Origin of the sequence: Aeromicrobium sp. REDSEA-S32_B7 (genome assembly GCF_001626145.1) — a bacterium.
GTDB lineage: Bacteria > Actinomycetota > Actinomycetes > Propionibacteriales > Nocardioidaceae > Aeromicrobium > Aeromicrobium erythreum.
In genome coordinates this window covers 1-26,191 of the sequence record NZ_LUNF01000099.1, presented here as the reverse complement: position 1 = coordinate 26,191, position 26,191 = coordinate 1, and the positions used below count along the sequence as shown (strand labels likewise).

The window sequence follows — 26,191 nt, the reverse complement described above, 5'->3', positions numbered from 1 at the left end:
GAATCGTGCGTCACCCACAGGCCGAAGCCAGACCCCGAGACCCAGACCACCCTCAGGCCCGCTGCCGGTCGAGGCCCTTTCGGAGACCAGACACAGCGCCGGCCGAGGCAGCGCACCAGCAAGGTCAGACTCCCCGCGGCAGCGCAGCGGCAAGAAGAAGCCCCTGCGCCTGCGCAGCGGCAACCACACGACGACCGCAGCCAGCGCAGCAGCAAGGTCACGACGACCGCAACCAGCACCCCACCCCGTCGTACCCGCCCCCTAGGATCGGCCCCATGCAGCCGCGCTACACCGACTCGGGCGTCTTCGTCGCGCTGGAGGGCGGTGAGGGGGGCGGGAAGTCGACGCAGGCGCGGCTCCTCGCCGACTGGCTCGGCGCCGCCGGTCACGAGGTGCTGCTCACGCGCGAGCCGGGTGGCACGGAGGTGGGGGCGCGGTTGCGGGGCATCGTGCTCGATCCCGCCACGGGGCACCTGTCGCCGCGCACGGAGGCGCTGGTCTACGCCGCCGACAAGGCCGAGCACGTCGACGCCGTCGTGCTCCCGGCGCTGGCGCGGGGCGAGGTGGTCGTCACCGACCGCTACGTCGACTCGACGCTGGCGTACCAGGGTGCCGGACGTGCCCTCGACGCCGCCGAGCTGGAGCACGTGGCGCGGTGGGCGACGGCCGGCCTTCGTCCGCACCTGACCGTCGTGCTCGACCTCGACCCCGTCGTCGGGCTCGCGCGGGCGGGGGAGCCCGACCGCATCGAGGCCGAGCCGCTCGATTTCCACCAGCGGGTCCGCAGCCACTTCCTGGAGCTGGCCGCCGCCGACCCAGCCCACTACCTCGTCGTCGACGCCGACCAGTCGCCCGACGTCGTCCACGCCGCCGTGCGCGCCGCGGTCGAGCCGTGGCTGGTGCAGGCGCGGTGACCAGCGTCTGGGACGAGCTGGTCGGGCAGTCCCCGGTCGTCGACACGCTGTCGGCCGCGGTCCGCTCGGCCGGTGGCGACGGTCGCTCGATGACCCACGCCTGGCTGTTCACGGGCCCGCCCGGATCAGGACGCTCGAACGCGGCGAAGGCGTTCGCTGCGGCGCTGCAGTGCGAGCGCGGCGGCTGCGGCGAGTGCCGCTCCTGCACCACGGCGGCGGCGGGCAGCCACCCCGACATCACGCTCATCCGTACCGACGGTCTCTCGATCGGCACCGACGTCGCCCGCGAGTACGTCCGCAAGTCCGCGCTCAGCCCGGCCCTCGGGCGCTGGCAGGTGCTGGTCGTCGAGGACGCCGACCGGCTCACCGAGCAGGCCGCCAACGCCCTCCTCAAGGCGGTGGAGGAGCCGTCGCCGTTCACCGTGTGGATGCTCTGCGCGCCCGCCACGGAGGACGTGATCGTCACGATCCGCTCGCGCTGCCGGCCGGTGCTGCTGCGCACGCCGCCGGTCGACGCCATCGCCCGCCTGCTCGTCGAGCGCCTGCACGCCGACGAGCACGCCCCCACCGCCCACGTCACCCTCCCGGTCGAGCTGGTCGTCCGCGGGTCGACGGGGCCCGTCCCGAAAGGCAGCCCCGCATGACCACCCCCTCCGGCGTCCTGGTTATCGGCAGCATCACCGCCGACGTCACGACCTTCTCCCAGCGTCTGCCCCGCCCGGGCGAGACGATCCTGGGCGACGACCTCACCCTCGTCCTCGGCGGCAAGGGCGCGAACCAGGCCGTCGCGGCCGCGCTCGCGGGCGCGGACACCCAGATGGTCGGCTGCGTCGGCACCGACGCCTTCGCCGAGCTCACGCGCGGCGGGCTCGCCGCCTCCGGCGTCGACGTGACCTCCGTGCGCACGGTCGACGGCCCGACCGGTGTGGCCCACATCCGCGTGGACGCGTCGGGCGAGAACGACATCGTCATGGTCCCGCTCGCCAACGACCACCTCGGGCTCGCCGACGTCGACGCCGGCGTGGCCGGCGCGGTGGGCCGTGCGTCCGTGCTGCTCACGCAGCTCGAGACCCCCGTGGACGTCATGGTCCGGGCCACCCGCGCGGCGCGTGCCGCCGGCATGGTCGCGATCCTCGACCCGGCACCCGCCGCCCCTCTCGACGACGCCGTGTGGGCCGAGCTCGACGTCGTCACGCCCAACGAGACCGAGGCCACGACCCTCACCGGCATCCCGGTGGTCGACGTCGCCTCCGCCGAGCAGGCCGGGCGCTGGTTCGTCGAGCGCGGCGTCGCGCACGCCGTCGTCACCCTCGCCGCCAAGGGCGTGGTGGTCGTCGACGCCGACGGCGCCCGACACTTCGCGGCCCCCGCCGTCGAGGCCGTCGACACGACGGCCGCGGGCGACGCGTTCGCCGGCTACCTCGGCGCGGGCCTCGCGTCAGGGCTCACCCTCGACGCCGCCCTCCCCCGGGCCATGGCCGCCGGCGCGCTGGCCGTCACCCGACGGGGCGCGTCGCCGAGCCTGCCGTCTGGCGCGGACGTCGACGCCTTCCTCGCCGTCCGCGCTGCCGGAACCTCCACCCCCACCGCCACCACCGGGAGCTGAACCACCCATGCGCAAGAACACCGCCACCCTGAACGGCCAGCTGTCGCGGGTCGTCTCCGAGACCGGGCACACCGACCTCGTCGTCGTCACCGACGCCGGACTGCCGATCCCGCTCGGCGTCGAGCGCGTCGACCTCGCGGTCCGCCCCGGGCTGCCCGCGTTCCTCGACGTGCTCGACACCGTGCTCGACGAGCTGGTCGTCGAGGGCGCCACGATCTCCGAGGAGATCCGCGAGCACTCTCCCGACATGCTCGCCGCCCTGGAGGAGCGCTTCGCCGCGCTCGACGTGCCGATCACGCTCGTCCCGCACGTCGAGCTGAAGGCGCTCAGCCACGGTGCGCGGGCGGCGGTGCGCTCCGGCGAGTTCACCCCGTACGCCAACGTCGTGCTGCACGCCGGCGTGGCGTACTGAGGCCGTCATGCGCATCGAGCTGCACGACATCCACAAGAGCTTCGGCGAGACCGAGGTGCTGCGCGGCATCGACCTGACGGTCGAGGGCGGCGAGGTCCTCGCGCTCGTCGGCGAGAACGGCGCCGGCAAGTCGACGCTGACCCGCATCGTCTCCGGCGCGTACCGTCCCGACGCCGGCCGCATCGTCATCGACGGCCAGGAGGTCGCCTTCACCGGCCCGCAGGACGCGATGGGCCACGGCATCCAGGTGATCTACCAGGAGTTCCGGCAGAACATCTTCCCGAACCTGACGGTCGCCGAGAACCTCTTCACGCTCGACGAGCAGGCCGAGTTCGGTCGCGTCCTCGTCAGCAAGCGCCGCATGCGCGCCAAGGCCCGCGAGCTGCTCGACCTGATCGGGCTCGACGTCGACCCCGCCACCCCGGTCCACCGGCTCTCGGTCGCGCAGATGCAGATGCTCGAGATGGCCAAGACCGCCGGGCACGACGCGCGGCTGCTCATCCTCGACGAGCCCACCGCGGCGCTCGACGAGCAGGAGTCCGAACGGCTCTTCGAGCAGATCGAGCGGCTGCGCGCGTCGGGCGTGGCGATCGTCTACATCAGCCACCGGCTCGAGGAGGTCTTCCGGCTCTCCCAGCGCGTGGTCGTGCTGCGCAACGGCTCCGTCGCGCTCGAGCGCCCCACCGCCGAGCTCGACGAGCGCGAGGTCGTGACGGCCATGGTCGGACGCACCATCGAGGACTTCTACCCCAAGGAGACCCACACCCGCGACGACGTCGTCCTCGCGGTGCGCGGGCTCGCCGGACCGGACTTCGCCGACGTCTCGTTCGACGTCCGCGCCGGCGAGGTGGTCGGCATCGGTGGCGTGTTCGGCTGCGGCAAGGGCAGCGTCCTGCGCGCCCTGTTCGGGCTGGTGCCGACCACGGCGGCCTCGGTGGCCGTGGACGGCACCACGTACCGCCCGTCGGCGCCGCAGGCGGCCATCGACGCCGGGATCGGCTACGTGCCGCCGGACCGCCAGGCCGAGGGCCTGTGCCTGCAGCAGTCGGTGTCGGACAACATCTCGATGGCCAGCCTGTCGCGCTACAGCACCGGGCCCTACGTGCACCGCGGTCGCGAGCGCGCCGAGACGAGCCGGATCATCGAGCAGCTCTCGATCCGCACGGCCTCGCCCTCGGCGCCGGTCGGCAGCCTGTCCGGCGGCAACCAGCAGAAGGCGCTCTTCGGCGGCTGGGTCCTGACCCACCCCAAGGTGCTGATGATGGAGGAGCCGACCCGCGGCGTCGACGTCGGCGCCAAGGCCGAGATCTACCGGATCATCAACGAGCAGGCCGCCGCCGGCGTCGCCGTCGTGATCGTCTCCTCCGACCTCCCCGAGCTGGTCGCCATGTCCGACCGGCTCCTGGTGATGCGCCAGGGCCACGTCGTGGCCGAGCTCACCGACGACGACCTCACCGAGCAGAAGCTGCTCGAGCACGCATTGGAGAGTGCCGCATGAAGCCGATCATCACCGGGCTGACGTCCCTGAACCGCGAGCTGCGAGCGGTGTGGATGCTGCTCTTCGTCGGCCTCGTGCTGTTCATCGCCACGCCGCTGTTCCTGACCGGGGACAACCTGCTGAACGTCCTGCTCGCCGCGTCGGTCACCGCGTTGCTCGCGGCCGGGCAGACGTACGTCATCATCCTGGCCGAGATCGACCTGTCGGTCGGCGCGATCCTCGGCATCTCGAGCATCGTCACCGCCTTCACGCTGCAGGACCAGCCGCTCGTCGTCGGCCTGCTCGCCGGCTGGGGCGTGGGCGCGCTCGCCGGCCTCGTCAACGGCCTGCTGGTGACGAAGCTGCGCATGCCGTCGTTCATCGCGACGCTCGCGATGATGTCGGTGCTCTCGGGCCTCACCCTGCAGCTGAGCCAGGGCAACCCGGTCTCGATCGACGACGACACGTTCCTCGCGATCGGCCAGGCGAGCCCGCTGGGCGTGCCGAACCCGGTGTGGATCATGCTCGCGGCGTTCGTCGTCTTCGGCCTCGTCCTGGCGAGGTCGCGCTACGGCCGCCACGTCTACGCCGTCGGCGACAACGAGGACGCCGCGCGCCTGGCCGGCATCGAGGTGCACCGCGTGAAGATCCTCGCGTTCGTCATCAGCGGCCTCCTGGCCTCGACCGCCGGGTTCATCCTGGCCGCACGCCTCGGCACCGCCCAGCCCACGGCCGGCACCGGCCTGGAGCTCGCCGCCATCGCCGCCGTCATCATCGGCGGCACCAGCCTCGCGGGAGGCCGCGGCGCCCTCGCGGGCACCCTCATCGGCGCGCTGCTGCTCGGCGTGATCGACAACGGCCTCAACCTGCTCGACGTCTCGCCGTTCCTGCAGGGCGTCGTCAAGGGTCTCGTGATCCTCGTGGCGATCTTCCTGGATCGCAACTCCGATCGTGTCCGGGCGCTGACGCGCCTGGTCCGTCCTCGACGGCCTGGCTCGGGCGCCGACGCGGACACCGCCTCACCCACCACCACTGGAGGAACCCCGTGAACACCTGGAAGAAGACGGCCGCCCTCACCGCGGCCCTGGCGATGACCACGACGCTCGGCGCCTGCGGACGCGGCGGCGACGCCGGCGGCGAGAAGGACGTCAAGGCCACCCTCGTCATCAGCACCCTCAACAATCCGTTCTTCGTCTCCGTCGTCGACGGCGCCAAGGAGGCCGCGCAGGACTCCGGTGTCGACCTCGACGTGCAGAACGCGAACAACAGCGACCAGACGGCGCTCAACGCGACGACGACCGCCCTGACCAAGAAGCCGTCGGTGCTCATCATCGACCCCGTCGGCAGCGAGTCCGGCGGCACGATGACCGAGGCGGCCAACAAGGCCGACGTCCCCGTCGTCGCCTTCGACCGCGCGCCCGACAGCGGCGAGCTCGCCAGCTTCATCGGCTACGACGCCGTCCAGGCCGGCAAGGAGGCCGCGAAGTCGCTCGCCGAGTCGATCGGTGAGAAGGGCAAGGTCGTCGAGATCCAGGGCATCCTCGGCACGAACGTCGCGCAGGACCGCAGCAAGGGCTTCAACGAGGGCATCAAGGCCTACCCGGACATCGAGGTCGTCGCCCAGCAGGCCGCCGACTTCGACCGCGGCAAGGCGCTCGACGTCATGACCAACGTCCTGCAGGGCAACAGCGACATCGACGGCGTCTACGCCGCCAACGACGAGATGGCGCTCGGCGTCGTCGCGGCACTCAAGGCACGCAACCTCGCGGGCCAGGTCAAGGTCGTCGGCAACGACGGCATCGGCGACGCCCTGAAGGCGATCGAGGCGGGCACCATGTACTCCACGCACGCCGAGTCGCCGTTCGTGCTCGGCAAGGAGGTGCTCGGCATCAGCCTCAAGGTCGCCGACGGCGAGAAGGTCGAGAAGAACACCGTCCTGCAGGGCCGACTCGTCACCAAGGACCAGGTGGCAGACTTCTGTGAGTTCCTCACCGACGAGGGCGACACCGACACCTGCAAGGGCATCAGCTGACCGGCTGACCCGGGGCGGCGGGTCCGCGTCGGCACCGACGCGGCCCCGCCGCCCTGCTGCTTCGCCAGCACCACGACCCACCGTTCCACCCGCTCCACCGTCCGAAGGACATCCATGACTCCGTCGTCCCCCGTCACCGCCCCCGTTGCCGACGCCGCAGCCGACACTGCCGCGATCCGTGCCGCCGTGGGCCTCGGCGGCACCGACAACACCGCGCTCCGCGCCTTCCTCGAGGGGCTGCCGGCCGTCGACCCCGTCGGCGTCGAGGCCCGCGCGGCCCAGCTCGCGACCCGCTCGATCAAGAAGGACACCAAGCGCGCCCTCATCGACCTGGCCATCTCGATGGTCGACCTGACGACGCTCGAGGGCGCCGACACCCCCGGCAAGGTGCGCAACCGCCGGCACGGGCGTCAAGGTCGCGTCGGTGGCCACGGCGTTCCCCGCTGGTCGCTCGTCGCTCGAGGTCAAGCTCGCCGACACCCGCCTCGCCGTCGAGGCCGGTGCCGACGAGATCGACATGGTGATCGACCGCGGCGCGTTCCTCGCCGGCGACTACTCCACCGTGTTCGGACAGGTCGAGGCCGTGAAGGCGGCCTGCGGGGACGCCCGGCTCAAGGTGATCCTCGAGACCGGCGAGCTCGCCACCTACGACCACGTGCGCCGCGCGTCGTGGCTCGCGCTGCTGGCCGGTGGCGACTTCATCAAGACCTCCACCGGGAAGATCGCGCCGGCCGCCACGCTGCCCGTCACCCACGTGATGCTGCAGGCCGTGCGAGACCTCTTCGACCTCACCGGCGTGCAGCGTGCGGTGAAGCCCGCCGGCGGCATCCGCACCACGAAGGACGCCATCGCCTACCTCGTCGCCGTGCACGAGGTCGCCGGGCCGCAGTGGCTCGACCCGCACTGGTTCCGCTTCGGCGCCTCGGGCGTCGTCAACGACCTTCTGCTGCAGCGTCGTACCCAGACCCAGGGCCACTACAGCGGCCCCCGCTACGTCAGCGTCGACTGACCCCGTCGACCGACACCACCGAAGGACCCACCCATGGACCTCACCTACGCACCGGCCCTGGAGTCGGCGGCGATCGCCGCGATCAAGCCGCGGTACCAGCTCTTCCTCGACGGCGCGTTCGTCGACGGCGGCGGCGACGACCTGACCTCCGTCAACCCGGCGGCCGGCGAGACCCTCACCACCGTCAGCACCGCGTCCGCGGCCGACGTCGACCGGGCGGTCGCCGCAGCCCGCCGCGCCTACGACGGCCCGTGGTCGCGCATGGGCGGCGCCGAGCGCGGCAAGTACCTGTTCCGCATCGCCCGCGCGATCGCGGAGCGCTCCCGCGAGCTGGCCGTCGCCGAGACCCTCGACAACGGCAAGCCGATCCGCGAGACCCGCGACTTCGACGTGCCCACCGCGGCGCAGCACTTCTTCCACCACGCCGGCTGGGCCGACAAGCTCGGCCACCTGGGCCTCGGTCCCGCGCCGCGCCCGCTCGGCGTGGCCGGGCAGGTCATCCCGTGGAACTTCCCGCTGCTCATGGCCGCGTGGAAGATCGCACCGGCGCTGGCCGCCGGCAACACCGTCGTGCTCAAGCCCGCGGAGACCACGCCGGTCACCGCGCTGATCCTGGCCGAGATCCTCGCCGACGCCGACCTGCCGCCCGGTGTCGTCAACATCCTCCCGGGGGCCGGCGACGTCGGTTCCGCCATCGTCAACCACGCCGGCGTCGACAAGGTCGCGTTCACGGGCTCCACGCCCGTGGGCAAGCGCATCCAGTCCGAGCTCGCCGGCACCGGCAAGAAGCTGACCCTCGAGCTGGGGGGCAAGGGCGCGAACATCGTGTTCGCCGACGCGGCGATCGACCAGGCCGTCGAGGGCATCGTGTCGGGCATCTTCTTCAACCAGGGCCAGGTCTGCTGCGCCGGCTCGCGCCTGCTCGTGCAGGAGTCGGTCGCCGAGGAGTTCCTCGAGAAGCTGAAGCGGCGCGTGGAGACGCTGCGCGTGGGCGAGCCGCTCGACAAGAACACCGACGTCGGCGCCCTGAACAGCCAGATGCAGTATGACAAGGTCACCGGCCTGGTCGAGGTCGGGGCCGAGGAGGGCGCCGGCGTCTGGACCAGCAGCTGCGCCCTGCCGGAGCGCGGCTGGTTCGTCGCCCCGACCGTGTTCACCGACGCGACCGCGTCGATGCGGGTGGCCCGCGAGGAGATCTTCGGCCCCGTGCTGACCACCCTGACCTTCCGGACGCCCGAGGAGGCGCTCGCGAAGGCCAACAACACCCCCTACGGCCTGTCGGCCGGCGTGTGGACAGAGAAGGGGTCGCGCGCGATGGGCATGGCCGCCGGCCTCAAGGCCGGTGTCGTCTGGGACAACACGTTCAACAAGTTCGACCCGACCGCCTCCTTCGGCGGCTACGGCGAGTCCGGCTTCGGCCGCGAGGGCGGGACGGCCGGCATGGCCGCCTACCTCGACACCGACGACGAGGGAGCGCTCTGATGGCACGTCTGACGGTCGCGAAGACCTACAAGCTCTACCTCGGCGGCGCCTTCCCGCGCTCGGAGTCCGGTCGTACCTACCAGGTGCACGACACGAAGGGTTCGCTCATGGCCAACGCCGCGCTCGCCTCCCGCAAGGACGCCCGCAACGCCGTCGTCGCCGCCCGGTCGGGCCTGGCGAAGTGGGCCGGCGCCACCCCCTACAACCGCGGGCAGGTCCTGTACCGCGTGGCGGAGATGCTGGAGGCCCGTCGGGCCGAGCTGGCCGACCTCATCGTGCAGAGCCGGGGCGTGAAGCCGGCCGAGGCGCGCGCCGAGGTCGACGCGGCGGTGGACCGGGTCGTGCACTACGCCGGCTGGACCGACAAGCTGTCGGCCGTCTTCGGTGGCGCGAACGCTGTGTCGGGCCCCTACTTCAGCTACTCCGCGCCGGAGCCCACGGGCGTCGTCGCGGTGGCCGCGTCGTCGGCGTCGCCGCTGCTGCCCCTGGTGAGCGCCGTGCTGCCCGTGCTGGCCGGCGGCAACACCGCGGTCGTCGTCGCGTCGCAGGCCGACCCGACGGTCGCGGTGACGTTCGCGGAGGTGCTGGCGACGAGCGACGTGCCCGCGGGCGTCGTCAACCTGCTCACCGGCGACCAGGCCGAGATCATGCCGTGGCTCGCCAGCCACGGCGACGTCAACGGCCTCGACCTCACCGGCGTGCCTGCCGACCAGCGCGTCGCCCTGGAGCGTGCGGCCGCCGACACGGTGAAGCGCGTCCACTCCCCCCGTCGCGAGCCCGACTTCACCGCCGTCCCCGGCACCGCCCGCCTCCGCGCCTTCGCTTGCGGGTGGGTCGGCGTACTGACCGCGTGACCCACGGTGTGTGCGGTTGACGACGATCTCTCGTCGGGCTTTCGTCAGTACCTCCACACAACGCGGGGGCCGGCGGGGGCGTAGGGGGTCTGGGGTTGCTGGTGCGCTGCCGCAGGGGGTCTCGTCGAGCTGGGCTGGGTTTTCGGGGTGCGGCCCGCGTGGGACGCAAGAATCTGCGTTCGTGCGCTGGAACTCGAAGGATTCTGCGTTTGCTACGGGATCCCGTCGTGAACGCAGAAAAGTTCGACCTGACTCGCGTGAGTGCAGAATCGTGCGTCCACCGCAAGCCACCGCCCGAGAACCCAGACCACCGGCCCGCCAGCCGCCCGGTCGAGGCCCTTTCGGAGACCGCACCCAGCGCGAGCCGAGGCAGCGCACGAGCAATGACAGGGCGATCGCAGGCTGCGCAGCAGCAACGGCAGGCCCCCTACGACAGCGCACCAGCAGGACGAGATGAACCGCGCAGTGCACCAGCGGGCCGAGACCCCCGCAGGCGCTGCTCAGCCGGACTGGCTGCCCGCCTCGATGAGGACGGTGACGGTCTCGGCGACGCAGGCGGGCTTGTCCTGACCCTTGATCTCGATCTGGTGGCGCAGAGTGACCTGCTGGCCGCGGTCGGTGTCGTGCACGTCGACGACGCTCACGCGGTTGCGGATCTTCGAGCCGACGGTCACCGGCGTCATGAACCGCACCTTGTTGAGGCCGTAGTTGACCCGGGCGACGTCGCCCGCGAACGCGTACACCTGCGCGCCGAGGAACGGGAGCATCGACAGGGTGAGGTAGCCGTGCGCGATGGTCGCGCCGAAGGGTCCCTCCGCCGCGCGCTCGGGATCGACGTGGATCCACTGGCGGTCACCGGTCGCGTCGGCGAACAGGTCGATCCGCTCCTGGGACACCTGCACCCACTCGCTCACACCGAGCTCGGTCCCCACCGACTCGGCGACCTCCTGCCGGTCGTTCAGCACACGCATGCCCTCGACCCTAGGCCATCGTCACTCGACGCGACCCAGCACGACGTCGCGCGGGACGAACGGACCCGAGCCGACCTCTGCCGCGCCGTCGAGAGCCTCCAGCGCGCGCTCGAACCGCTCCGGCGTGTCGGTGTGCAGCGTCATCAGCGGGGCGCCGGCGCGCACCTCGTCGCCCGGCTTCGCGTGCAGCTCGACGCCTGCGCCCGCCTGCACGTCCTCGCCGGGGCGCGAACGCCCGGCACCGAGGCGCCAGGCGGCGATGCCGACGGCGAAGGCGTCCAGCGACGTGAGCACGCCGTCGGCCTGCGCCGTCACGACGTGCGTCTCGCGGGCGGTCGGCAGCGGGGCGTCCGGGTCGCCGTCCTGCGCGGTGATCATCCGCCGCCAGGCGTCCATCGCGCGACCGTCGGCCAGCGCGTCGGCGGGGTCGACGTCGCCCCGACCGGCCGCGGCGAGCATCTCGCGGGCGAGCGCCAGCGTCAGGTCGACGACGTCCGACGGTCCGCCGCCGGCCAGCACCTCGACCGACTCGCGCACCTCGAGGGCGTTGCCGGCGGTCAGGCCGAGGGGGGTGGACATGTCGGTGAGCAGGGCGACGGTGGTGACGCCGGCGTCCTTGCCGAGGGCCACCATGGTCTCGGCCAGCTCGCGGGCCCGCGCCTCGTCCTTCATGAACGCGCCGGAACCGACCTTCACGTCCAGCACGAGGGCGCCGGTGCCCTCCGCGATCTTCTTGCTCATGATCGAGCTGGCGATCAGGGGGATCGCCTCGACGGTGCCCGTCACGTCGCGCAGGGCGTAGAGCTTCTTGTCGGCGGGCGCGAGGCCCGACCCGGCCGCGCAGATCACGGCGCCGACGTCGTCGAGCTGGGCGAGCATCTCCTCGTTGCTGAGGGCCGCGCGCCAGCCGGGGATCGACTCGAGCTTGTCGAGCGTCCCGCCCGTGTGCCCGAGCCCGCGACCCGACAGCTGCGGCACCGCGACGCCGCAGGCCGCGACGAGGGGCGCGAGGGGCAGCGTGATCTTGTCGCCCACACCGCCCGTGGAGTGCTTGTCGGCCGTGGGCCGGCTCAGCGAGGAGAAGTCCATCCGCTCGCCGCTCGCGATCATCGCGCCGGTCCAGCGGGAGATCTCGTCGCGGTCCATGCCGTTGAGCAGGATCGCCATGGCCAGCGCCGACATCTGCTCCGGCGCGACGACGCCGCGCGTGTAGGCGTCGACGACCCAGTCGATCTGGGCGTCGGTGAGCCGGTGGCGGTCGCGCTTGGCGGCGATCACCGCGGGCGCGTCGAACGGTTCGTGCGTGGTCACAGGGTCACCTCGAGGGACTCGTAGCCGCGCAGCACCCACGTGGGGCGACGCGGAGCGGCGCCGTGCAGCGCGATGGTCGGGAAGCGGTCGAGCAGCCGGCGCACGGTGATCTCCAGCTCCACACGGGCGAGCGGTGCGCCCAGGCAGAAGTGCAGACCCATGCCGAAGCCGACGTGCGGATTCGGGTCGCGGCCGACGTCGAAGGTGTCGGCCGCCTCGAAGGCGGCGGGGTCGCGATTAGCCGAGCCCATGAGGCAGGCGACGGTCTCGCCCGCGCGCACGGTGACGCCCGCGACGTCGACGTCCTTCGTGGCGGTGCGCTCGAACATCTGCAGCGGGGCGTCGTAGCGGATGAGCTCCTCGAGCGCGGTGGCCGCGCTGACCTCGCCGCCCGTCACCCTGGCCTGCTGGTCGGGGTGCGAGAGCAGCGCGTGCATGCCGTTGCCGAAGACGTTCACCGACGCCTCGTGGCCCGCGTTCAGCAGCAGCACGACGGTGGCCACGAGCTCGTCGTCGCTGAAGCCGCCGGCCCGCGTGCCGGCGCCCTCCTCGCGCTCGGCGATCAGGTCGCTCACGAGGTCCTCCCCCGGCTCCGCCCGACGCAACGCGACCACGTCGCGCACGTACGCCGCGAACTCGCTGCTGGCCTGCACCGCTGCCGCGCGGACGTCGTCACCGACGCCCTGCTCGTACATGTGCACGATGGCCTGCGACCAGTCCCGCAGACGCACGTGGTCCTCGCGCGGCACGCCCAGGAGGTCGGCGATGACGAACACCGGCATCGGCTCCGCGTAGCGGGCGAGCAGGTCGACGGGACGTCCCTCCCGCAGGTCGGACTCGAGGTCATCGAGCATGGCGTCGGCGAGGGTCTCGATGCGCGGAGCCATCCGCTCGACGTGGCCGCGTGCGAACGCCCCGGCGAGCAGGCGCCGCATGCGCGTGTGCTCCGGCGGCTCGTTCTCCATGAGCTGGTTGCGGTGCAGCGTGTTGAAGGGCTCCATCTGCTCGGCCGGCTCCCAATCGGTCCACAGCCGGCCGAGCGCGCGGTTGCGCAGCACGGCGCTGACGGCCGAGTGGGTGGTGGCCACCCAGCGTCCCTCGCCGCTGCGCAGCATCGGCCCGGCGGCCCGCCACTGCGCCAGCAGCGGGTACGGGTCGTCGAGGAGCGCGGGGTCGGTCAGGTCGGGTGTGGGCAGGTCGAGCGCTGCGCTCACGCGGGGTTCTCCTGGTCGGGGGCGTCGGGGCCGCTGCTGCCGTCGGCGGCGGCGTCGAGGTCGCTGCTGTCGAAGGCGTCGGGCAGCACCTGGTCCATCGTGACGACGCCACGGGCGGTGAGCAGCTCCATGGTCGGCCCGCCGTTCTCCCACAGGAGCTGACGGCAGCGGCCGCACGGCATGAGCGGACGACCCTGGCCGTCGACGCACGCGACGGCACGCAGGCGCCCGCCGCCGGTGGCGTGCAGGGCCGAGACCATGCCGCACTCCGCGCAGAGCGCCACGCCGTACGCCGCGTTCTCGACGTTGCAGCCGAGCACGACGCGGCCGTCGTCGACGAGCCCTGCCACACCGACCTTGTACTTCGAGTACGGCGCGTACGCGCGCTGCATCACCTCGGTGGCGTACCGGGTGAGCGCGTCCCAGTCGACGGGGTCGTCGGCGGTGCTGATGCCGAGTCCGAACGAGCCGGCCACTAGCCCGCACTCCCCTTGCGGTACGGCTTGCCGTCCGCAGCCGGCATCCGCAGGCGTTGCGAGAACAGGGCGAGCACCAGCAGCGTGGTCAGGTAGGGCGTCATGCCCGTGAGGTCCTCGGGCACCGAGCTGGTGAGGAAGTACCAGAGCGCCACGACGACGCCCAGCAGCGCGGCGACCAGCGCCGAGCGGCGGCCGTGCTGACGCCACTGCCAGATCGCCAGGGCGACGAGCCCGACGGCCACGAGCAGCAGCAGGCCGTGGATCGTGTCGCCACCACCGCGCAGGCGCAGCGTGTCGGTGTAGCCGAACAGGCCGGCACCGGCCAGCAGCCCGCCGGGACGCCAGTTGCCGAAGATCATGGCGGCCAGGCCGATGTAGCCGCGTCCGCCGGTCTGCCCGTCACGGAACCCGTTGGCGGCGACCAGTGCGAGGAACCCGCCCGCCAGACCGGCGAAGGCGCCGGACGTGACGACGGCGACGAACTTGTAGCGGATCACGTCGATGCCGAGCGACTCGGCGGCCGCCGGGCTCTCGCCGACCGACCGCAGGCGCAGGCCGAACCGCGTGCGCCACAGGACGTACCAGGTGAGCGCGAACAGGGCCAGCGAGATCAGCGTCAGGACGCTGAGGTTCGAGACGAGCGCACGCAGGAGCGCGGCCGCGTCGGACACGAGGAACCAGTTCTTCGCCTCGAGGTCGCCGAGCGGGTCGGCGAGCGCGCTGATCGTGATCGCCGGCAGGTCGTCGACGCGGGGCGACTGCGTCTGCCCACCTCCGGGGACGCCCGTGAACGCCAGGACGGCCAGGTACTGGACCGCGCCGAGGGAGATGATGTTGATCGCGACGCCGGAGACGATGTGGTCGACGCCGAACAGGACGGTGGCGATCGCGTGCAGCAGGCCGCCCGCGGCACCCAGCAGGATCGCGCCGAGCACGCCCTGCCACGGTCCGTAGAAGTACCCGAAGTAGCCGGCCCCGAACGTGCCGAGGATCATCATGCCCTCGAGGCCGATGTTGACGACGCCCGCACGCTCGGCCCAGAGACCGCCCAGACCGGCCAGGCCGATGGGCACGGCGGCGACCAGCGTGGCGCGCAGGGTGCCCGACGACGCGAGGTCGTCGGCGCCGGTGACGACGCGCAGCACCGCCAGGAGCAGGAGCAGCCCGGCCAGGCCGAGCAGCACCTTGGCGAACGAGACGCGGGAGCGGCCCGCGGGGGCCGTCGGCGCGCCGCCGACGGGAGGGGTGGCCACGCTCATCGCCGCACCTCCGTGGGAAGAGCACGGTACGGAGGTGCCGCGCTGAGGTGTTCGTGGATCACTCGCTGGCGCTCGCTCATCGCCGCACCTCCGTGGGAAGAGCACGGTACGGAGGTGCCGCGATGAGGTGTTCGTGTTTCCCTCGCTGGCGCTCGTTCATCGGTCTGCTCCCTCCGTGGTGGCGCCGGTGCGTCGTTGGGCGTCGAGCGCGGCGGCGACCTGGCGCTGCTCGAGGCGCACGCCGTAGCGACGCACCACCTCGTAGGCGATGACGACGGTCAGCACGATGACGCCCTGCGTGATCTTGACGATGTCGGGCGAGACGTCCTGCAGGATCTGCAGCGGGTTCGACTGCTCGTCGAGGAAGGCGAAGAGCAGCGCGCCGAGCGCGATGCCGACGGGGTGGTTGCGGCCGAGCAGCGCGATCGCGATGCCCGCGAAGCCCAGCCCGGACTGGAAGGTCGAGCCGTACGCGAACGCCTCGCCGAACAGGATGGGCAGGCCCACCAGGCCGGCGGCGGCACCGGAGAGCAGCATCGAGACGAGGATCATCTTCTTCACGTCGATGCCGGACGCCACGGCCGCGGTCTCCGACAGGCCCGTCGCCCGCAGGTCGAAGCCGAAGCGGGTCTTGTTGATCACGAGCCAGTACACGACGCCGACGACGATCGCGATGAAGACGAAGCCGTACACCTCGTTCGGCGACCCGGGGAAGAGCGTGAACCCGGGGATGCGGCTGCCCTCGGGGATCTCCTTCGTCGCGGTGATGTTGGAGCCGGGGTCGTTCACGGCGGCCTTGCGCAGCAGGAAGGCCACGAGCGCCGTCGCGATGGCGTTGAGCATGATCGTCGAGATCACCTCCGAGACGCCACGCGTGACCCGCAGCAGGCCCGCGATGCCGGCCCAGGCGGCACCCACGAGCATCGCGGCCAGGATGGCGGCGGCGGTGTTGAGCCAGCCGGGCAGCCACGCCTCGCCGGCCACGACCGCGGCGGCGAACGACGCGACGCGGTACTGGCCGTCGACGCCGATGTTGAAGAGGTTCATCCGGAAGCCGATGGCCACCGCGACGCCCGAGAGGTAGTAGACGGTGGCGCTGTTGACGATGTTCGTCAGGCCGCGCGCCTCCGGGATGCTGAGGATCTGCCCCCACACCCCGCCCACGGAGTCGCCCGCCACCACGAGCACGAGGCTCGTGATGAGGAAGGCCGCCACGAGGGCGAGCGCGGGCGCAGCGACCGCGAGGCCGATGCGCTTGAGTCGCTGGTCGGTCATGCGACGTCTCCTGCTGCGTCGTCGCCGGCGCCGGTCATGGCCGAGCCGAGCTGCTGGGGGGTCACGGTCGCCGGGTCGAACACGTCGGGGACGAGACGGCCGCGCAGGATCACGCGGATGGTGTCGGACAGGCCGATGAGCTCGTCGAGGTCGGCGGAGATGAGCAGCACCGCCAGGCCGTCGCGGCGGGCCCGCTTGATGTGGTCCCAGATGGCGGCCTGGGCGCCGACGTCGACGCCGCGCGTCGGGTGGGCGGCGACGAGCAGGCTCGGCTCGCCGGTCATCTCGCGACCGATGATGAGCTTCTGCTGGTTGCCTCCCGACAGCGCCCGGGCCAGCACGTCGATGCCGGGCGTGCGGACGTCGTACTCCTCGACGATGCGCTGGGTGTCGGAGCGGGCGCCCTTGCGGTCGATGAAGGGGCCGGAGACGTTGGGCTCGCGGGTCTGGTGGCCCAGCACGCGGTTCTCCCACAGCGGCGCGTCGAGCAGCAGCGCGTGGCGGTGCCGGTCCTCGGGGATGTACCCGATGCCGGCCTCGCGGCGCCGCCGCGTCGACAGCCCGGCGAGGTCGGCGCCCGACAGGCGCACGGAGCCGGTGGCACCGGGACGCATGCCCATGATCGCCTCGACGAGCTCGGCCTGGCCGTTGCCCTCGACGCCGGCGATGCCCAGGACCTCGCCGGCGTGGATGTCGAAGGAGATGCCCTCCAGCAGCGGCCGGTTCTCGCCGGGCAGTCCGAGGTCGGCCACGTGCAGGGTCACGCGCTCGGTGACGGTGGAGGCCTCGGTGGAGGGGCTGGGGAGCTCCGAGCCGACCATGAGCTCGGCCAGCTGGCGCGAGGTGACGCCGGCAGCGGGACGGGTGTCGACCGTCGTGCCGCGTCGGACCACCGTGACCGTGTCGGCGACCGAGAGCACCTCGTCGAGCTTGTGGGAGATGAAGATGACCGCGAGGCCCTCGGCCTTCAGCTCGCGCAGGTTGTCGAAGAGCTCGTCGACCTCCTGCGGGACGAGCACGGCCGTCGGCTCGTCGAGGATGATCACCGACGCCCCGCGGTAGAGCACCTTGAGGATCTCGATGCGCTGGCGGGCGCCGACGCCGAGGTCCTCGACGAGCACGTCGGGATCGATGTCGAGGCCGTACGCCTCGGACAGGCGCCGGATCTCGGCGCGGGCCGCGTCGCCGATGCCGTGCAGCTTCTCGGCACCCAGCACGACGTTCTCGAGCACCGTGAAGTTGTCGGCCAGCATGAAGTGCTGGAAGACCATGCCCACGCCCGCAGCGATCGCGTCGGACGGGGAGCCGAGGTCGACGGGACGGCCCTGGATCTCGATCGTCCCGGAGTCCGGCTTCTGGACGCCGTAGAGGATCTTCATGAGCGTCGACTTGCCGGCACCGTTCTCGCCGACGATGGCGTGCACGGTGCCGCGGCGGACGTCGATGTCGATGTCGTGGTTGGCGATGACGCCCGGGAACGTCTTGCCGATGCCCCGCAGCCGGACGACGACGTCGCCGGTCTCGGGGTTCGTGGTGCCGTCGGGGACGGACGTGGTCACGCAGCACTCCTCTGCGGAGGGCCCGACCGTCGGCCGGGCGGGTGTCAGCGGGGTCGAGCAGGTCGGACGAACGGGTCACGGTCCGGCCCCACGCTCGCGCGCAGGGCCGGACCGCGTCAAGCCGTCAGGATCGCAGGGATCCTCGTCACTCGCTGGGGACGGTGATGGAACCGTCCACGATCTGCTTCTTGTACTCGTCCAGCTTGCTGGCGATGTCGTCGACCTGGCCACCGGTCTTGGAGTAGCCGACGCCGTCGACCTTGAGGTCGTAGACGGTCGGGCCGGTCGGCACCTTGCCGTCGGCGACACCCTGCAGGTAGGAGAACACGGCGACGTCGATGTTCTTCAGCATCGAGGTCAGGATGACGTCGCGCACCGACGGGTCGGCCGTGAGGGCCTGGTCGGAGTCGACGCCGATCGCCTTGGCGTCGGCGTCCTTCGCGGCCTCGAACACACCCGCGCCGGAGCCGCCGGCCGCGTGGTAGACGATGTCGGCACCCTTGTCGAACATGCCCTCGGCGGCGGTCTTGCCCTTCGCCGGGTCGCCGAAGCCGCTGAAGTCCGGCGGCTGCGTCAGGTAGCGGCTCTGGATCTCGATGTCGGGGTTGACGGCCTTGGCGCCCGCCTCGTAGCCGACCTCGAACTTCTTGATGAGCGGCGTCTCGACGCCACCGACGAAGCCGATGTTGTCGGACTCGGTCTTCAGCGCCGCGGCGGCGCCGACGAGGAAGGAGCCCTGCTCCTCGGCGAACAGCAGGTTCGCGATGTTGTCGCCCTCGACCGCGTCGTCGACGATCGCGAAGTTGACCTCGGGGTTCTCCTTGGCGATCTTGCCGACCGCGGAGGAGTACGCGAAGCCCACGGCGATGACGGGGTTGTACCCGGCGTCGACCAGCTGCTGGAGGCGGCCCTCGCGCGCCGACTCGGCCTCGCCGTCCTGCGCCTCGGCGGTCTGCACCTCGAAGCCCAGCTCGCACTCGGCCTTGTCGAGGCCCTTGGCGGCGGAGTCGTTGAACGACTGGTCACCGCGACCGCCCACGTCGAAGGCCATGCCGACCTTGGTGTCGACCTTGGCGACGCAGTCCTTGCCGCTGGCGCTGCTGTCCTCGCTGTCGGTGCTCTTCTTCGCGCAGCCCGCACCAGCGAGCACGAGCGCGGCCACGCCGGCGACGGCGGTGACCTTCGTGAGACGACGCAATGTTCCTCCTCAGACTTCGCCGGCGAGCCCGGCACGCCTGCACCCTAACCGCGCGCAGGGTCCCGCGGGAGGGCCTCGGGGCGATTGCTCCGGGCCGTAACCGGATCGTCACCTTGCCAGGTCGGCGGGGGCGCGCTAGTGCAGCGTCGAGCAGGCCAGGACCTTCGCGCCGACGGCGATCGCGCGCTCGTCGATGCGTAGGTTGCCCTGGTGGAGGTCGTACGTGGGGCCGTCCGGCGTGCGGGTGCCGAGCCGTCCCATGGCGCCCGGCACCGCCTCGACGTACCAGGCGAAGTCCTCGCCGCCGAGGCTCTGGCTCGTCGTCGCGACGGCGGCGGGTCCGATGGCGTCGGAGACGGCCCGTCGCAGGACCTCGGTGACGCCGAAGTCGTTGACGACCGGCGGGACGCCGCGCACGTAGGTGACGTCGGCGCTGACGCCGAACGGCTCGATGATGTCGGCGATGAGGCCGCGGACGAGGTGCTCCGCCTGGTGCCAGGCGGCGGAGTCGAGCATGCGCAGGGTGCCGCTCAGCTCACCCGTGGAGGGGATGACGTTGGGCGCGTTGCCGGCGCGCACGGAGCCCCAGACGAGGCTCGCGCCGGACCGCGGGTCGAAGCGGCGCGAGAGCACCGCGGGCAGCTGGGTGACCAGGCTCGCGAGGGCGTAGGTGAGGTCCTCGGTGAGGTGCGGTCGCGACGTGTGCCCGCCGCGACCGGAGAGGGTCACCTGGATCCGGTCGGACGCGCCGGTGATCGGGCCCTCGCGCAGGCCGACCTGGCCGACGTCGAGCGAGGGGTCGCAGTGCAGCGCGACGATGCGGGAGACACCACGCAGCACCCCGGCGGACAGGAGCCGCAGGGCACCACCGGGCATGACCTCCTCGGCCGGCTGGAAGATCAGCCGCACGCGGCGGGGCAGACCGCCCGCCTGGTGCAGCTCCTGCAGCGCGACCGCGGCACCCACCAGGGCCGAGACGTGGACGTCGTGGCCGCAGGCGTGGGCGACGCCCGGCACGGTGGAGCGCCAGGGGTCGGACGTCGTGTCGTCGACGGGCAGCGCGTCGAGGTCGGCGCGCAGCGCGACGATCGGCCCCTCCTCGGGCCCGACCTCGGCGACCAGCCCGGTGCCCTCGAACCGCTCGTGGACGAGACCCAGCTTGTCCATCCAGCCGGCCACCACGTCGGTGGTCCGCTCCTCGTGCCACGACAGCTCGGGGCTGGCGTGCAGGTCGCGGCGCAGCTCGATCAGGTCGGGCGTGACGACCTCGATCGAGCGGGCGATGGCTTCGACGGACATTCGGCCAGGATAGTCCCGCCCGGCACGTCCCGCGGGACGTGTCCGCCGAGCGGCCGTCGTCGTCGCGGTCGGCGCGCCGACAGGGCGCGCCGGAAGGGTCGGGGCCGAGCAGGGGTCAGGCCAGGGCGCGGCGGATCGACTCGACCGTCTCGTCGGCGAGCGCGTCGAGCCGGCGGCGCAGCACGAGCGGCGCGAGCTGGTGCAGCGGGAACGGGAAGTCGAACTGCGCCCGGTAGTGGACCTGCGTGGCGGTGTCGTCGACGGGGGTGAACGACATGACGTCGGTGGCGGTCGTGCGTCCGTTCACGCCCTTGCAGGCGAAGAAGGCCGGCGGGTCGAAGCCGACCGTCTCGTACTCGAGCGTGACGGTGCGCCCCATGAACCGCGACCGGTTCGCGTACCGGGTGCCCATGCCGCCGTCACCCGACAGGCGCGTCGTCTCGATCGTGCCGGGGTCCCAGTGCTCGGTGTTCTCGAAGTCGCTGAGGAAGGCGAAGACCTCCTCGACCGGCCGGGGCAGGGTGAAGGTGCGCTCGACGTCCATGCTGCGAGCGTAGGCGAGCCACCAGCTCGGCGACGTCGCGGCGCTGGATCTCGCGTCCGTGCGCGTAGAACGCCAGCGCGACGGCCACGCCGAGCAGCGACAGCGACCCACCACCGATCAGCGTCCAGCGGGCACCGAACGTCTCCCCCACCCAGCCGATGAACGGCGAGCCGAGCGGCGTGCCGCCCATGAAGATCATGAGGTACAGCGCCGCGACGCGTCCGCGCATGACCGGCTCGGTCGTGAGCTGGATGGTGGCGTTGGCCGCCGTGATCATCGTCAGCGCGCAGAGGCCGAGCAGCGGGAGCACGAGCGCGTAGGTGAGGTAGTCGGGCATCAGCCCCGCGACGATCTCGACGACGCCGAACGCGATGGCCGCCCCCACCACGAACCGCAGTCGCGGCCGTTCGCGCCGGGCGGCCAGGAGCGCGCCGGCCAGCGAGCCGATCGCCATGACCGAGCCGAGGATGCCGTACTCCCCCGCGCCCTTGTCGAAGACGTCGGTCGCCATGAGGGCGCTGGTCATCTGGAAGTTCAGGCCGAAGGTGCCGACCGCGAACACGATGGACAGGACGAGCACGAGGTCGGGCCGGGCGCGGACGTACCGGACGCCCTCGCGCACCGCGCCCTTGCGACTGCCCATGACGGGCGCGGGCGAGAGCCGTGCGGGGTCGAGGCGCTGCAGCGAGGCGATGACGGCGAGGTAGCTGACGGCGTTGGCCAGGATGACCCAGCCCGTCGCCTCGACGCCCGACCCGCCTGCGGCGATGAGCAGGCCCGCGAGCGCGGGACCGATCATGCGGGCGGAGTTGAAGGACGCCGAGTTGAGGCCGACGGCGTTGGAGAGGTCGTCGGGTCCGACCATCTCGACGACGAACGACTGGCGGGCGGGCGCGTCGAACGCGGTGCCGACGCCGAACACGAACGCCAGCACGTAGACGTGCCACGCCTGGGCGGCTCCCGTGACGGCGAGGACGCCGAGGATCGCGGCGGGCACGGCCATGGCCACCTGCGTGCAGCGCAGCACGGTCCGCTTGGGATACCGGTCGGCGACCACGCCGGCGACCGGCGACAGCAGGAGCGCAGGCAGGAACTGCAGGCCGGTCGTGATGCCGAGGGCGGTGCCGCTCGAGGTCAGCTGGAGGACGAGCCAGTCCTGCGCGACGCGCTGCATCCAGGTGCCCACGTTGGAGACGAGGGCTCCCGCGGCGTAGACGCGGTAGTTGCGGACGTGCAGCGCGCGGAAGGTCGGGCTCACGACTCGGTGATCCGGGTCAGGATCGCCGACGCCTCCCGCAGCAGGGCCCGCTCGCGGGGGTCGAGCTCGGCGAGACGCTGGTGCAGCCAGGCGTCGCGACGCCGACGCTCCTCCGCGAGCGTCTTCTCGCCGAGGTCGGAGAGGCTGACGACAACCTGACGGCCGTCCTGCGGGTGCGGTGCGCGCTCGACGAGACCGTCCTCGGCGAGGCAGTTCAGGGTGCGGGTCACGCTGGGGGCGCTCACACGCTCACGGGCGGCGATCGACGACGGCGACGTCGGACCCAGCTGGCGCAGCGTGCCCAGCACGGACATCTGCGTCGGGGTCAGGTCGGAGTGCCGCTCCTGCCGGAGCCTGCGGTTGAGTCGGGCCACCGCCAGCGCGAGGTTCTGGGAGTCGGTGGGCATGTCCTTAGCCTAGGTCATTAACCATGCTAATTCAAATCTGCAACCATTCACGGGTGGGTGCGCGTGCTGTCGGGGCGACAGGTCGCTCCCTCTCGGCGACGGGGCTGCGTCGGCGTGGGTGGTCGTGGTCCTGCTTTCTGCGGGCCTCGACGGGGCAGGGGGCATGGGGTTGACCGGGCACGCCGGAGCCCTCAACCGGTGGGTCAGCAACCCCAGGAGGCGGTCTGCGGTTGAGGATCCACCGATTCGCGCGGCTTCGGGCGCTGCGGTTGCAGATCCACCGATGGAGGGCTCGAGCACGGCGCGTCGGCGCGTCGGGCGGTGAGTTCTCCACTGAGAGCCCCCGAGCGGTGGGTCCTCCATCGTCTCAGCGCTGGGATGGTGGAGAACCCACCGCCCACGGCGGCATCCAGTCGATCGGTGGAGAAGTCACCGCTCGAGGGGCACAGCGCATCCGCCCGGCCCGGACGTCACGACCGCCCGCCACCTCCGGGGAGGTGACGGGCGGTCGAGGGACGGTGCGTCAGGCCTGGCCGGCGGCCAGCGCCCCGAGCAGGTCGCGGTTGAGCCGCGAGATGACGTCGAGCGGGATGCCCTTGGGGCAGGCCGCCGTGCACTCGCCGATGTTGGTGCAGGAGCCGAAGCCCTCCGCGTCGTGCTGCGCGACCATGCTGGCCACGCGCGACTCACGCTCCGGCTGACCCTGCGGCAGCAGGCCCAGGTGGGTCACCTTGGCGGCCGTGAACAGCATCGCCGAGCCGTTCGGGCACGCCGCGACGCAGGCACCGCAGCCGATGCAGGTCGCCGCCGCGAACGCGTGGTCGGCGTCCTCCTTCGGCACCGGGAGGTTGTTGGCCTCCGGGGCCGAGCCGGTGTTGACGCTGATGTAGCCGCCGGACTGGATGATGCGGTCGAACGCGCCGCGGTCGACGACGAGGTCCTTGACGATCGGGAACGCGCCCGCGCGCCACGGCTCGATGTCGATGACGTCGCCGTCCTTGAACGAGCGCATGTGCAGCTGGCAGGTCGTCGTGACCTCGGGGCCGTGCGCGATGCCGTTGATGACGACGCCGCACGACCCGCAGATGCCCTCACGGCAGTCGTGGTCGAACGCGACCGGCTCCTCGCCGGCGAGCGTGAGCTGCTCGTTGAGCACGTCGAGCATCTCCAGGAACGACATGTCCTCGGAGACGTCGTCGAGGTGGTACCCGACCATCTCGCCCTTCGCGTCGGCGTTCTTCTGGCGCCAGACGTTGACGGTGATCTTCACTTGCAGCTCCTGTTCACTTGTACGACCGGGCCTTCATCTCGACGTACTCGTACTCGAGCGGCTCCTTGTGCAGGATCGGCTTCTCGCCGCCGAACTCCCACGCCGCCACGTAGGCGAAGCGGTCGTCGTGGCGCAGCGCCTCGCCGTCCTCGGTCTGGCTCTCGGCGCGGAAGTGACCGCCGCACGACTCCTCGCGGTTGAGCGCGTCGATGCACATCAGCTCGCCCAGCTCGAAGAAGTCGACGACGCGGCCCGCCCGCTCCAGGGTCTGGTTCAGCTCCTCGGCCTCACCGGTGACCTTCACGTTCTTCCAGAAGTCGTCGCGCAGCTCGCGGATCAGGCCGATGGCCTTCGTCAGGCCCTCCTCGGTCCGCTCCATGCCGCAGTACTCCCACATGATGTGGCCGAGCTCCTTGTGGTAGCTGTCGACCGTGCGGTTGCCGTCGACGGCCAGCAGCTTCTGGATGCGCTCCTCGACGGCCTGACGGGCCTCGAGGACCGCCGGGTGGTCCTCGGCGACCGGCTCGAACGGACCCGCGGCCAGGTAGTTGGCGATCGTCGTCGGCAGCACGAAGTAGCCGTCGGCGAGGCCCTGCATCAGCGCCGAGGCACCGAGGCGGTTGGCGCCGTGGTCGGAGAAGTTGGCCTCACCGGTGACGAAGAGGCCCTCGATGTTGGACTGCAGGTCGTAGTCGACCCACAGGCCACCCATGACGTAGTGCACGGCGGGGTAGATGCGCATCGGCACCTCGTAGGGGTTCTCACCCGTGATCCGCTCGTACATGTCGAAGAGGTTGTCGTACTTCTCGCGCACCGCGTCCTCGCCCAGACGCTTGATCGCGTCGGCGAAGTCGAGGTAGACGCCGCGGCGGAAGTCGCCGACCATCGGGCCCACGCCGCGACCCTCGTCGCAGACGTTCTTGGCCTGGCGGGAGGCGATGTCGCGGGGGACCAGGTTGCCGAAGGAGGGGTAGATCCGCTCCAGGTAGTAGTCGCGGTCCTCCTCGGGGATGTCGCGCGGGTCCTTGGTGCAGTCCTCGGCCTTCTTCGGCACCCAGATGCGACCGTCGTTGCGCAGCGACTCCGACATCAGCGTCAGCTTCGACTGGTGGTCGCCGGAGACGGGGATGCAGGTGGGATGGATCTGCGTGTAGCAGGGGTTGGCCATGTAGGCACCCTTGCGGTGCGCACGCCACGCGGCGGTGACGTTGGACCCCATCGCGTTGGTCGAGAGGAAGAAAACATTGCCGTAGCCGCCCGAGGCCAGCACCACGACGTCGGCGAGGTGGGTCTCGATCGCGCCGGTGACCATGTCACGGGCGATGATCCCGCGGGCCTTGCCGTCGACGATGATCAGCTCGAGCATCTCGTGGCGGGTGTACTGCGTGACCGTGCCGGCCGCCACCTGGCGCTCCATCGCCTGGTAGGCGCCGATCAGCAGCTGCTGACCGGTCTGGCCACGGGCGTAGAACGTGCGGGAGACCTGCACACCACCGAACGAGCGGTTGTCCAGCAGACCGCCGTACTCACGCGCGAAGGGGACACCCTGCGCGACGCACTGGTCGATGATGTTCGCCGAGACCTCGGCGAGGCGGTAGACGTTGGACTCGCGCGAGCGGTAGTCGCCGCCCTTCACGGTGTCGTAGAAGAGGCGGTACGTCGAGTCGCCGTCCTCCTTGTAGTTCTTCGCCGCGTTGATGCCGCCCTGCGCGGCGATCGAGTGCGCCCGGCGCGGGGAGTCCTGGTAGCAAGCTTGCGGCGGTTGGCCGGGTTGACCAGCCGGTTGTTCATCTTGTGGGTGGTCCAGCGGTCCTTGATCGGACCGGCCGGGGCCTTGGTGTCCGCGATCTTCTCGCCCAGCGTGTAGTAGCCGTGCGCGTCGTCGGACTGCTGGTTCGGCGGCGTGGTCAGGACGGTGTTGCCGCTGACGTCGACGGTGGATGCCATGTGTCGGTCTCTCCGGTTCGGTGAGTCGTGGGCCGCGTCAGTCGATGACGCCGAGGAGCGTGAAGATCGGGACCAGCGAGAAGCCGCCCGCGATCACGACCGCCAGCACCCAGCCGGCGGTGCGCGCCCGCGTGCGGGCCGCGGCCGTGCCGGTCCAGCCGAGGGTCTGCATCGCGCTGAAGGTGCCGTGGTGCAGGTGCAGCGCGAGGGCTGCCATCGCGGCCAGGTAGATCAGGGTCATCCACCACAGGCCGAAGGTGTCGACCATGAGCTGGTAGGGGTTGTTGGTCTCGCCGCCGGCGGGGTTCACCTTGACGATGGTGAAGTTCAGCAGGTGCCAGACCAGGAAGACCAGGATCGTCAGGCCGCCCCAGCGCATCGTGCGCGAGGAGATCGACGAGTGCTTGTTCTTCT

General features: G+C 71.6%; 21 protein-coding genes and 4 pseudogenes. 10 read left to right on the top strand and 15 right to left on the bottom strand.

Features of this window, described 5'->3' with window-relative positions; all coding sequences use genetic code 11:
• The first annotated feature begins 275 nt into the window (after positions 1-275).
• From tmk to A6Q79_RS07325, 10 genes and pseudogenes are all read left to right on the top strand, one after another.
• Entirely contained in the window at positions 276-914 is a 639-nt protein-coding gene (tmk, locus tag A6Q79_RS07370; RefSeq protein ID WP_286689861.1) for a dTMP kinase, read from the top strand.
• A gap of 47 nt (positions 915-961) precedes the next feature.
• Positions 962-1,456, top strand: a pseudogene (locus A6Q79_RS07365) (AAA family ATPase); the annotation flags it as partial.
• A gap of 98 nt (positions 1,457-1,554) precedes the next feature.
• Positions 1,555-2,520: a ribokinase gene (locus A6Q79_RS07360; protein WP_289016764.1), complete on the top strand. Its 966-nt coding sequence runs from the start codon at positions 1,555-1,557 to the stop codon at positions 2,518-2,520.
• Positions 2,521-2,527: 7 nt separating this feature from the next.
• The gene (gene rbsD, locus A6Q79_RS07355; RefSeq protein WP_289016765.1) at positions 2,528-2,932 is read left to right on the top strand and encodes a D-ribose pyranase; all 405 of its coding nucleotides are present in this window, start codon (positions 2,528-2,530) and stop codon (positions 2,930-2,932) included.
• 7 nt (positions 2,933-2,939) lie between these two features.
• Positions 2,940-4,430 carry a sugar ABC transporter ATP-binding protein gene (locus A6Q79_RS07350; RefSeq protein WP_286690580.1) on the top strand — a complete coding sequence of 497 codons (1,491 nt, stop codon included), beginning with the start codon at positions 2,940-2,942 and terminating at the stop codon, positions 4,428-4,430.
• The gene (locus A6Q79_RS07345; protein ID WP_286690581.1) at positions 4,427-5,458 is read left to right on the top strand and encodes an ABC transporter permease; all 1,032 of its coding nucleotides are present in this window, start codon (positions 4,427-4,429) and stop codon (positions 5,456-5,458) included. Before A6Q79_RS07350 ends, A6Q79_RS07345 begins: the two co-directional genes overlap by 4 nt.
• Positions 5,455-6,441, top strand: coding sequence for a substrate-binding domain-containing protein (locus A6Q79_RS07340; RefSeq protein WP_253021930.1), 987 nt, complete (start codon positions 5,455-5,457; stop codon positions 6,439-6,441). Before A6Q79_RS07345 ends, A6Q79_RS07340 begins: the two co-directional genes overlap by 4 nt.
• A 114-nt stretch (positions 6,442-6,555) precedes the next feature.
• Positions 6,556-7,450 (top strand): annotated as a pseudogene (gene deoC / locus A6Q79_RS07335) (deoxyribose-phosphate aldolase).
• A gap of 33 nt (positions 7,451-7,483) precedes the next feature.
• Positions 7,484-8,932 (top strand): aldehyde dehydrogenase family protein, encoded by a 1,449-nt coding sequence (locus tag A6Q79_RS07330; protein ID WP_286690583.1) that lies wholly within the window; start codon positions 7,484-7,486, stop codon positions 8,930-8,932.
• A complete protein-coding gene (locus A6Q79_RS07325; RefSeq protein WP_317697436.1) occupies positions 8,932-9,786 on the top strand; it encodes an aldehyde dehydrogenase family protein in 855 nt (284 codons plus the stop codon). The genes A6Q79_RS07330 and A6Q79_RS07325 overlap by 1 nt, the downstream gene beginning before the upstream one ends.
• Positions 9,787-10,286: 500 nt before the next feature.
• Here the strand turns inward: A6Q79_RS07325 and A6Q79_RS07320 are convergent, their stop codons facing one another.
• The 15 genes and pseudogenes from A6Q79_RS07320 to A6Q79_RS07250 form a co-directional block, all read right to left on the bottom strand.
• A complete protein-coding gene (locus tag A6Q79_RS07320; RefSeq protein ID WP_067855010.1) occupies positions 10,287-10,757 on the bottom strand; it encodes a MaoC family dehydratase in 471 nt (156 codons plus the stop codon).
• Between the two features lie 21 nt (positions 10,758-10,778).
• Complete coding sequence (locus A6Q79_RS07315; RefSeq protein WP_067855004.1) at positions 10,779-12,068, bottom strand: thymidine phosphorylase; 1,290 nt, start codon at positions 12,066-12,068, stop codon at positions 10,779-10,781.
• The gene (locus tag A6Q79_RS07310; protein WP_236749813.1) at positions 12,065-13,282 is read right to left on the bottom strand and encodes a cytochrome P450; all 1,218 of its coding nucleotides are present in this window, start codon (positions 13,280-13,282) and stop codon (positions 12,065-12,067) included. Before A6Q79_RS07310 ends, A6Q79_RS07315 begins: the two co-directional genes overlap by 4 nt.
• Positions 13,279-13,758: a cytidine deaminase gene (locus tag A6Q79_RS07305; RefSeq protein ID WP_289016766.1), complete on the bottom strand. Its 480-nt coding sequence runs from the start codon at positions 13,756-13,758 to the stop codon at positions 13,279-13,281. The genes A6Q79_RS07310 and A6Q79_RS07305 overlap by 4 nt, the downstream gene beginning before the upstream one ends.
• Positions 13,758-15,020 (bottom strand): ABC transporter permease, encoded by a 1,263-nt coding sequence (locus tag A6Q79_RS07300; protein WP_067854998.1) that lies wholly within the window; start codon positions 15,018-15,020, stop codon positions 13,758-13,760. Before A6Q79_RS07300 ends, A6Q79_RS07305 begins: the two co-directional genes overlap by 1 nt.
• 156 nt (positions 15,021-15,176) lie before the next feature.
• The gene (locus tag A6Q79_RS07295; protein WP_067854995.1) at positions 15,177-16,295 is read right to left on the bottom strand and encodes an ABC transporter permease; all 1,119 of its coding nucleotides are present in this window, start codon (positions 16,293-16,295) and stop codon (positions 15,177-15,179) included.
• Complete coding sequence (locus A6Q79_RS07290; protein WP_317697430.1) at positions 16,292-17,854, bottom strand: ABC transporter ATP-binding protein; 1,563 nt, start codon at positions 17,852-17,854, stop codon at positions 16,292-16,294. The genes A6Q79_RS07295 and A6Q79_RS07290 overlap by 4 nt, the downstream gene beginning before the upstream one ends.
• A gap of 145 nt (positions 17,855-17,999) precedes the next feature.
• Complete coding sequence (locus A6Q79_RS07285) at positions 18,000-19,052, bottom strand: BMP family protein (RefSeq protein ID WP_286689120.1); 1,053 nt, start codon at positions 19,050-19,052, stop codon at positions 18,000-18,002.
• Positions 19,053-19,187: 135 nt separating this feature from the next.
• Positions 19,188-20,351, bottom strand: coding sequence for an amidohydrolase (locus A6Q79_RS07280; protein ID WP_067854987.1), 1,164 nt, complete (start codon positions 20,349-20,351; stop codon positions 19,188-19,190).
• A gap of 115 nt (positions 20,352-20,466) precedes the next feature.
• A complete protein-coding gene (locus A6Q79_RS07275) occupies positions 20,467-20,871 on the bottom strand; it encodes an SRPBCC family protein (RefSeq protein WP_286689122.1) in 405 nt (134 codons plus the stop codon).
• Positions 20,771-22,153, bottom strand: coding sequence for an MFS transporter (locus A6Q79_RS07270; protein WP_286689119.1), 1,383 nt, complete (start codon positions 22,151-22,153; stop codon positions 20,771-20,773). The genes A6Q79_RS07275 and A6Q79_RS07270 overlap by 101 nt, the downstream gene beginning before the upstream one ends.
• Positions 22,150-22,560, bottom strand: coding sequence for a MarR family winged helix-turn-helix transcriptional regulator (locus A6Q79_RS07265; protein ID WP_067854981.1), 411 nt, complete (start codon positions 22,558-22,560; stop codon positions 22,150-22,152). The genes A6Q79_RS07270 and A6Q79_RS07265 overlap by 4 nt, the downstream gene beginning before the upstream one ends.
• 523 nt (positions 22,561-23,083) lie before the next feature.
• Complete coding sequence (locus A6Q79_RS07260; RefSeq protein ID WP_067854979.1) at positions 23,084-23,830, bottom strand: succinate dehydrogenase/fumarate reductase iron-sulfur subunit; 747 nt, start codon at positions 23,828-23,830, stop codon at positions 23,084-23,086.
• Positions 23,831-23,843: 13 nt separating this feature from the next.
• Positions 23,844-25,777: pseudogene (locus A6Q79_RS07255) on the bottom strand (fumarate reductase/succinate dehydrogenase flavoprotein subunit).
• A 37-nt stretch (positions 25,778-25,814) separates the two neighbouring features.
• A pseudogene (locus tag A6Q79_RS07250) lies at positions 25,815-26,191 on the bottom strand (succinate dehydrogenase); the annotation flags it as partial.

What these genes read in the sequence shown, in the direction of transcription:
- tmk (WP_286689861.1), top strand. Translation starts at nt 276, where the DNA reads ATGCAGCCGCGCTACACCGACTCGGGCGTCTTCGTCGCGCTGGAGGGC.
- A6Q79_RS07360 (WP_289016764.1), top strand. Translation starts at nt 1,555, where the DNA reads ATGACCACCCCCTCCGGCGTCCTGGTTATCGGCAGCATCACCGCCGAC.
- rbsD (WP_289016765.1), top strand. Translation starts at nt 2,528, where the DNA reads ATGCGCAAGAACACCGCCACCCTGAACGGCCAGCTGTCGCGGGTCGTC.
- A6Q79_RS07350 (WP_286690580.1), top strand. Translation starts at nt 2,940, where the DNA reads ATGCGCATCGAGCTGCACGACATCCACAAGAGCTTCGGCGAGACCGAG.
- A6Q79_RS07345 (WP_286690581.1), top strand. Translation starts at nt 4,427, where the DNA reads ATGAAGCCGATCATCACCGGGCTGACGTCCCTGAACCGCGAGCTGCGA.
- A6Q79_RS07330 (WP_286690583.1), top strand. Translation starts at nt 7,484, where the DNA reads ATGGACCTCACCTACGCACCGGCCCTGGAGTCGGCGGCGATCGCCGCG.
- A6Q79_RS07325 (WP_317697436.1), top strand. Translation starts at nt 8,932, where the DNA reads ATGGCACGTCTGACGGTCGCGAAGACCTACAAGCTCTACCTCGGCGGC.
- A6Q79_RS07320 (WP_067855010.1), bottom strand. Translation starts at nt 10,757, where the DNA reads ATGCGTGTGCTGAACGACCGGCAGGAGGTCGCCGAGTCGGTGGGGACC.
- A6Q79_RS07300 (WP_067854998.1), bottom strand. Translation starts at nt 15,020, where the DNA reads ATGAGCGTGGCCACCCCTCCCGTCGGCGGCGCGCCGACGGCCCCCGCG.
- A6Q79_RS07295 (WP_067854995.1), bottom strand. Translation starts at nt 16,295, where the DNA reads ATGACCGACCAGCGACTCAAGCGCATCGGCCTCGCGGTCGCTGCGCCC.
- A6Q79_RS07280 (WP_067854987.1), bottom strand. Translation starts at nt 20,351, where the DNA reads ATGTCCGTCGAAGCCATCGCCCGCTCGATCGAGGTCGTCACGCCCGAC.
- A6Q79_RS07265 (WP_067854981.1), bottom strand. Translation starts at nt 22,560, where the DNA reads ATGCCCACCGACTCCCAGAACCTCGCGCTGGCGGTGGCCCGACTCAAC.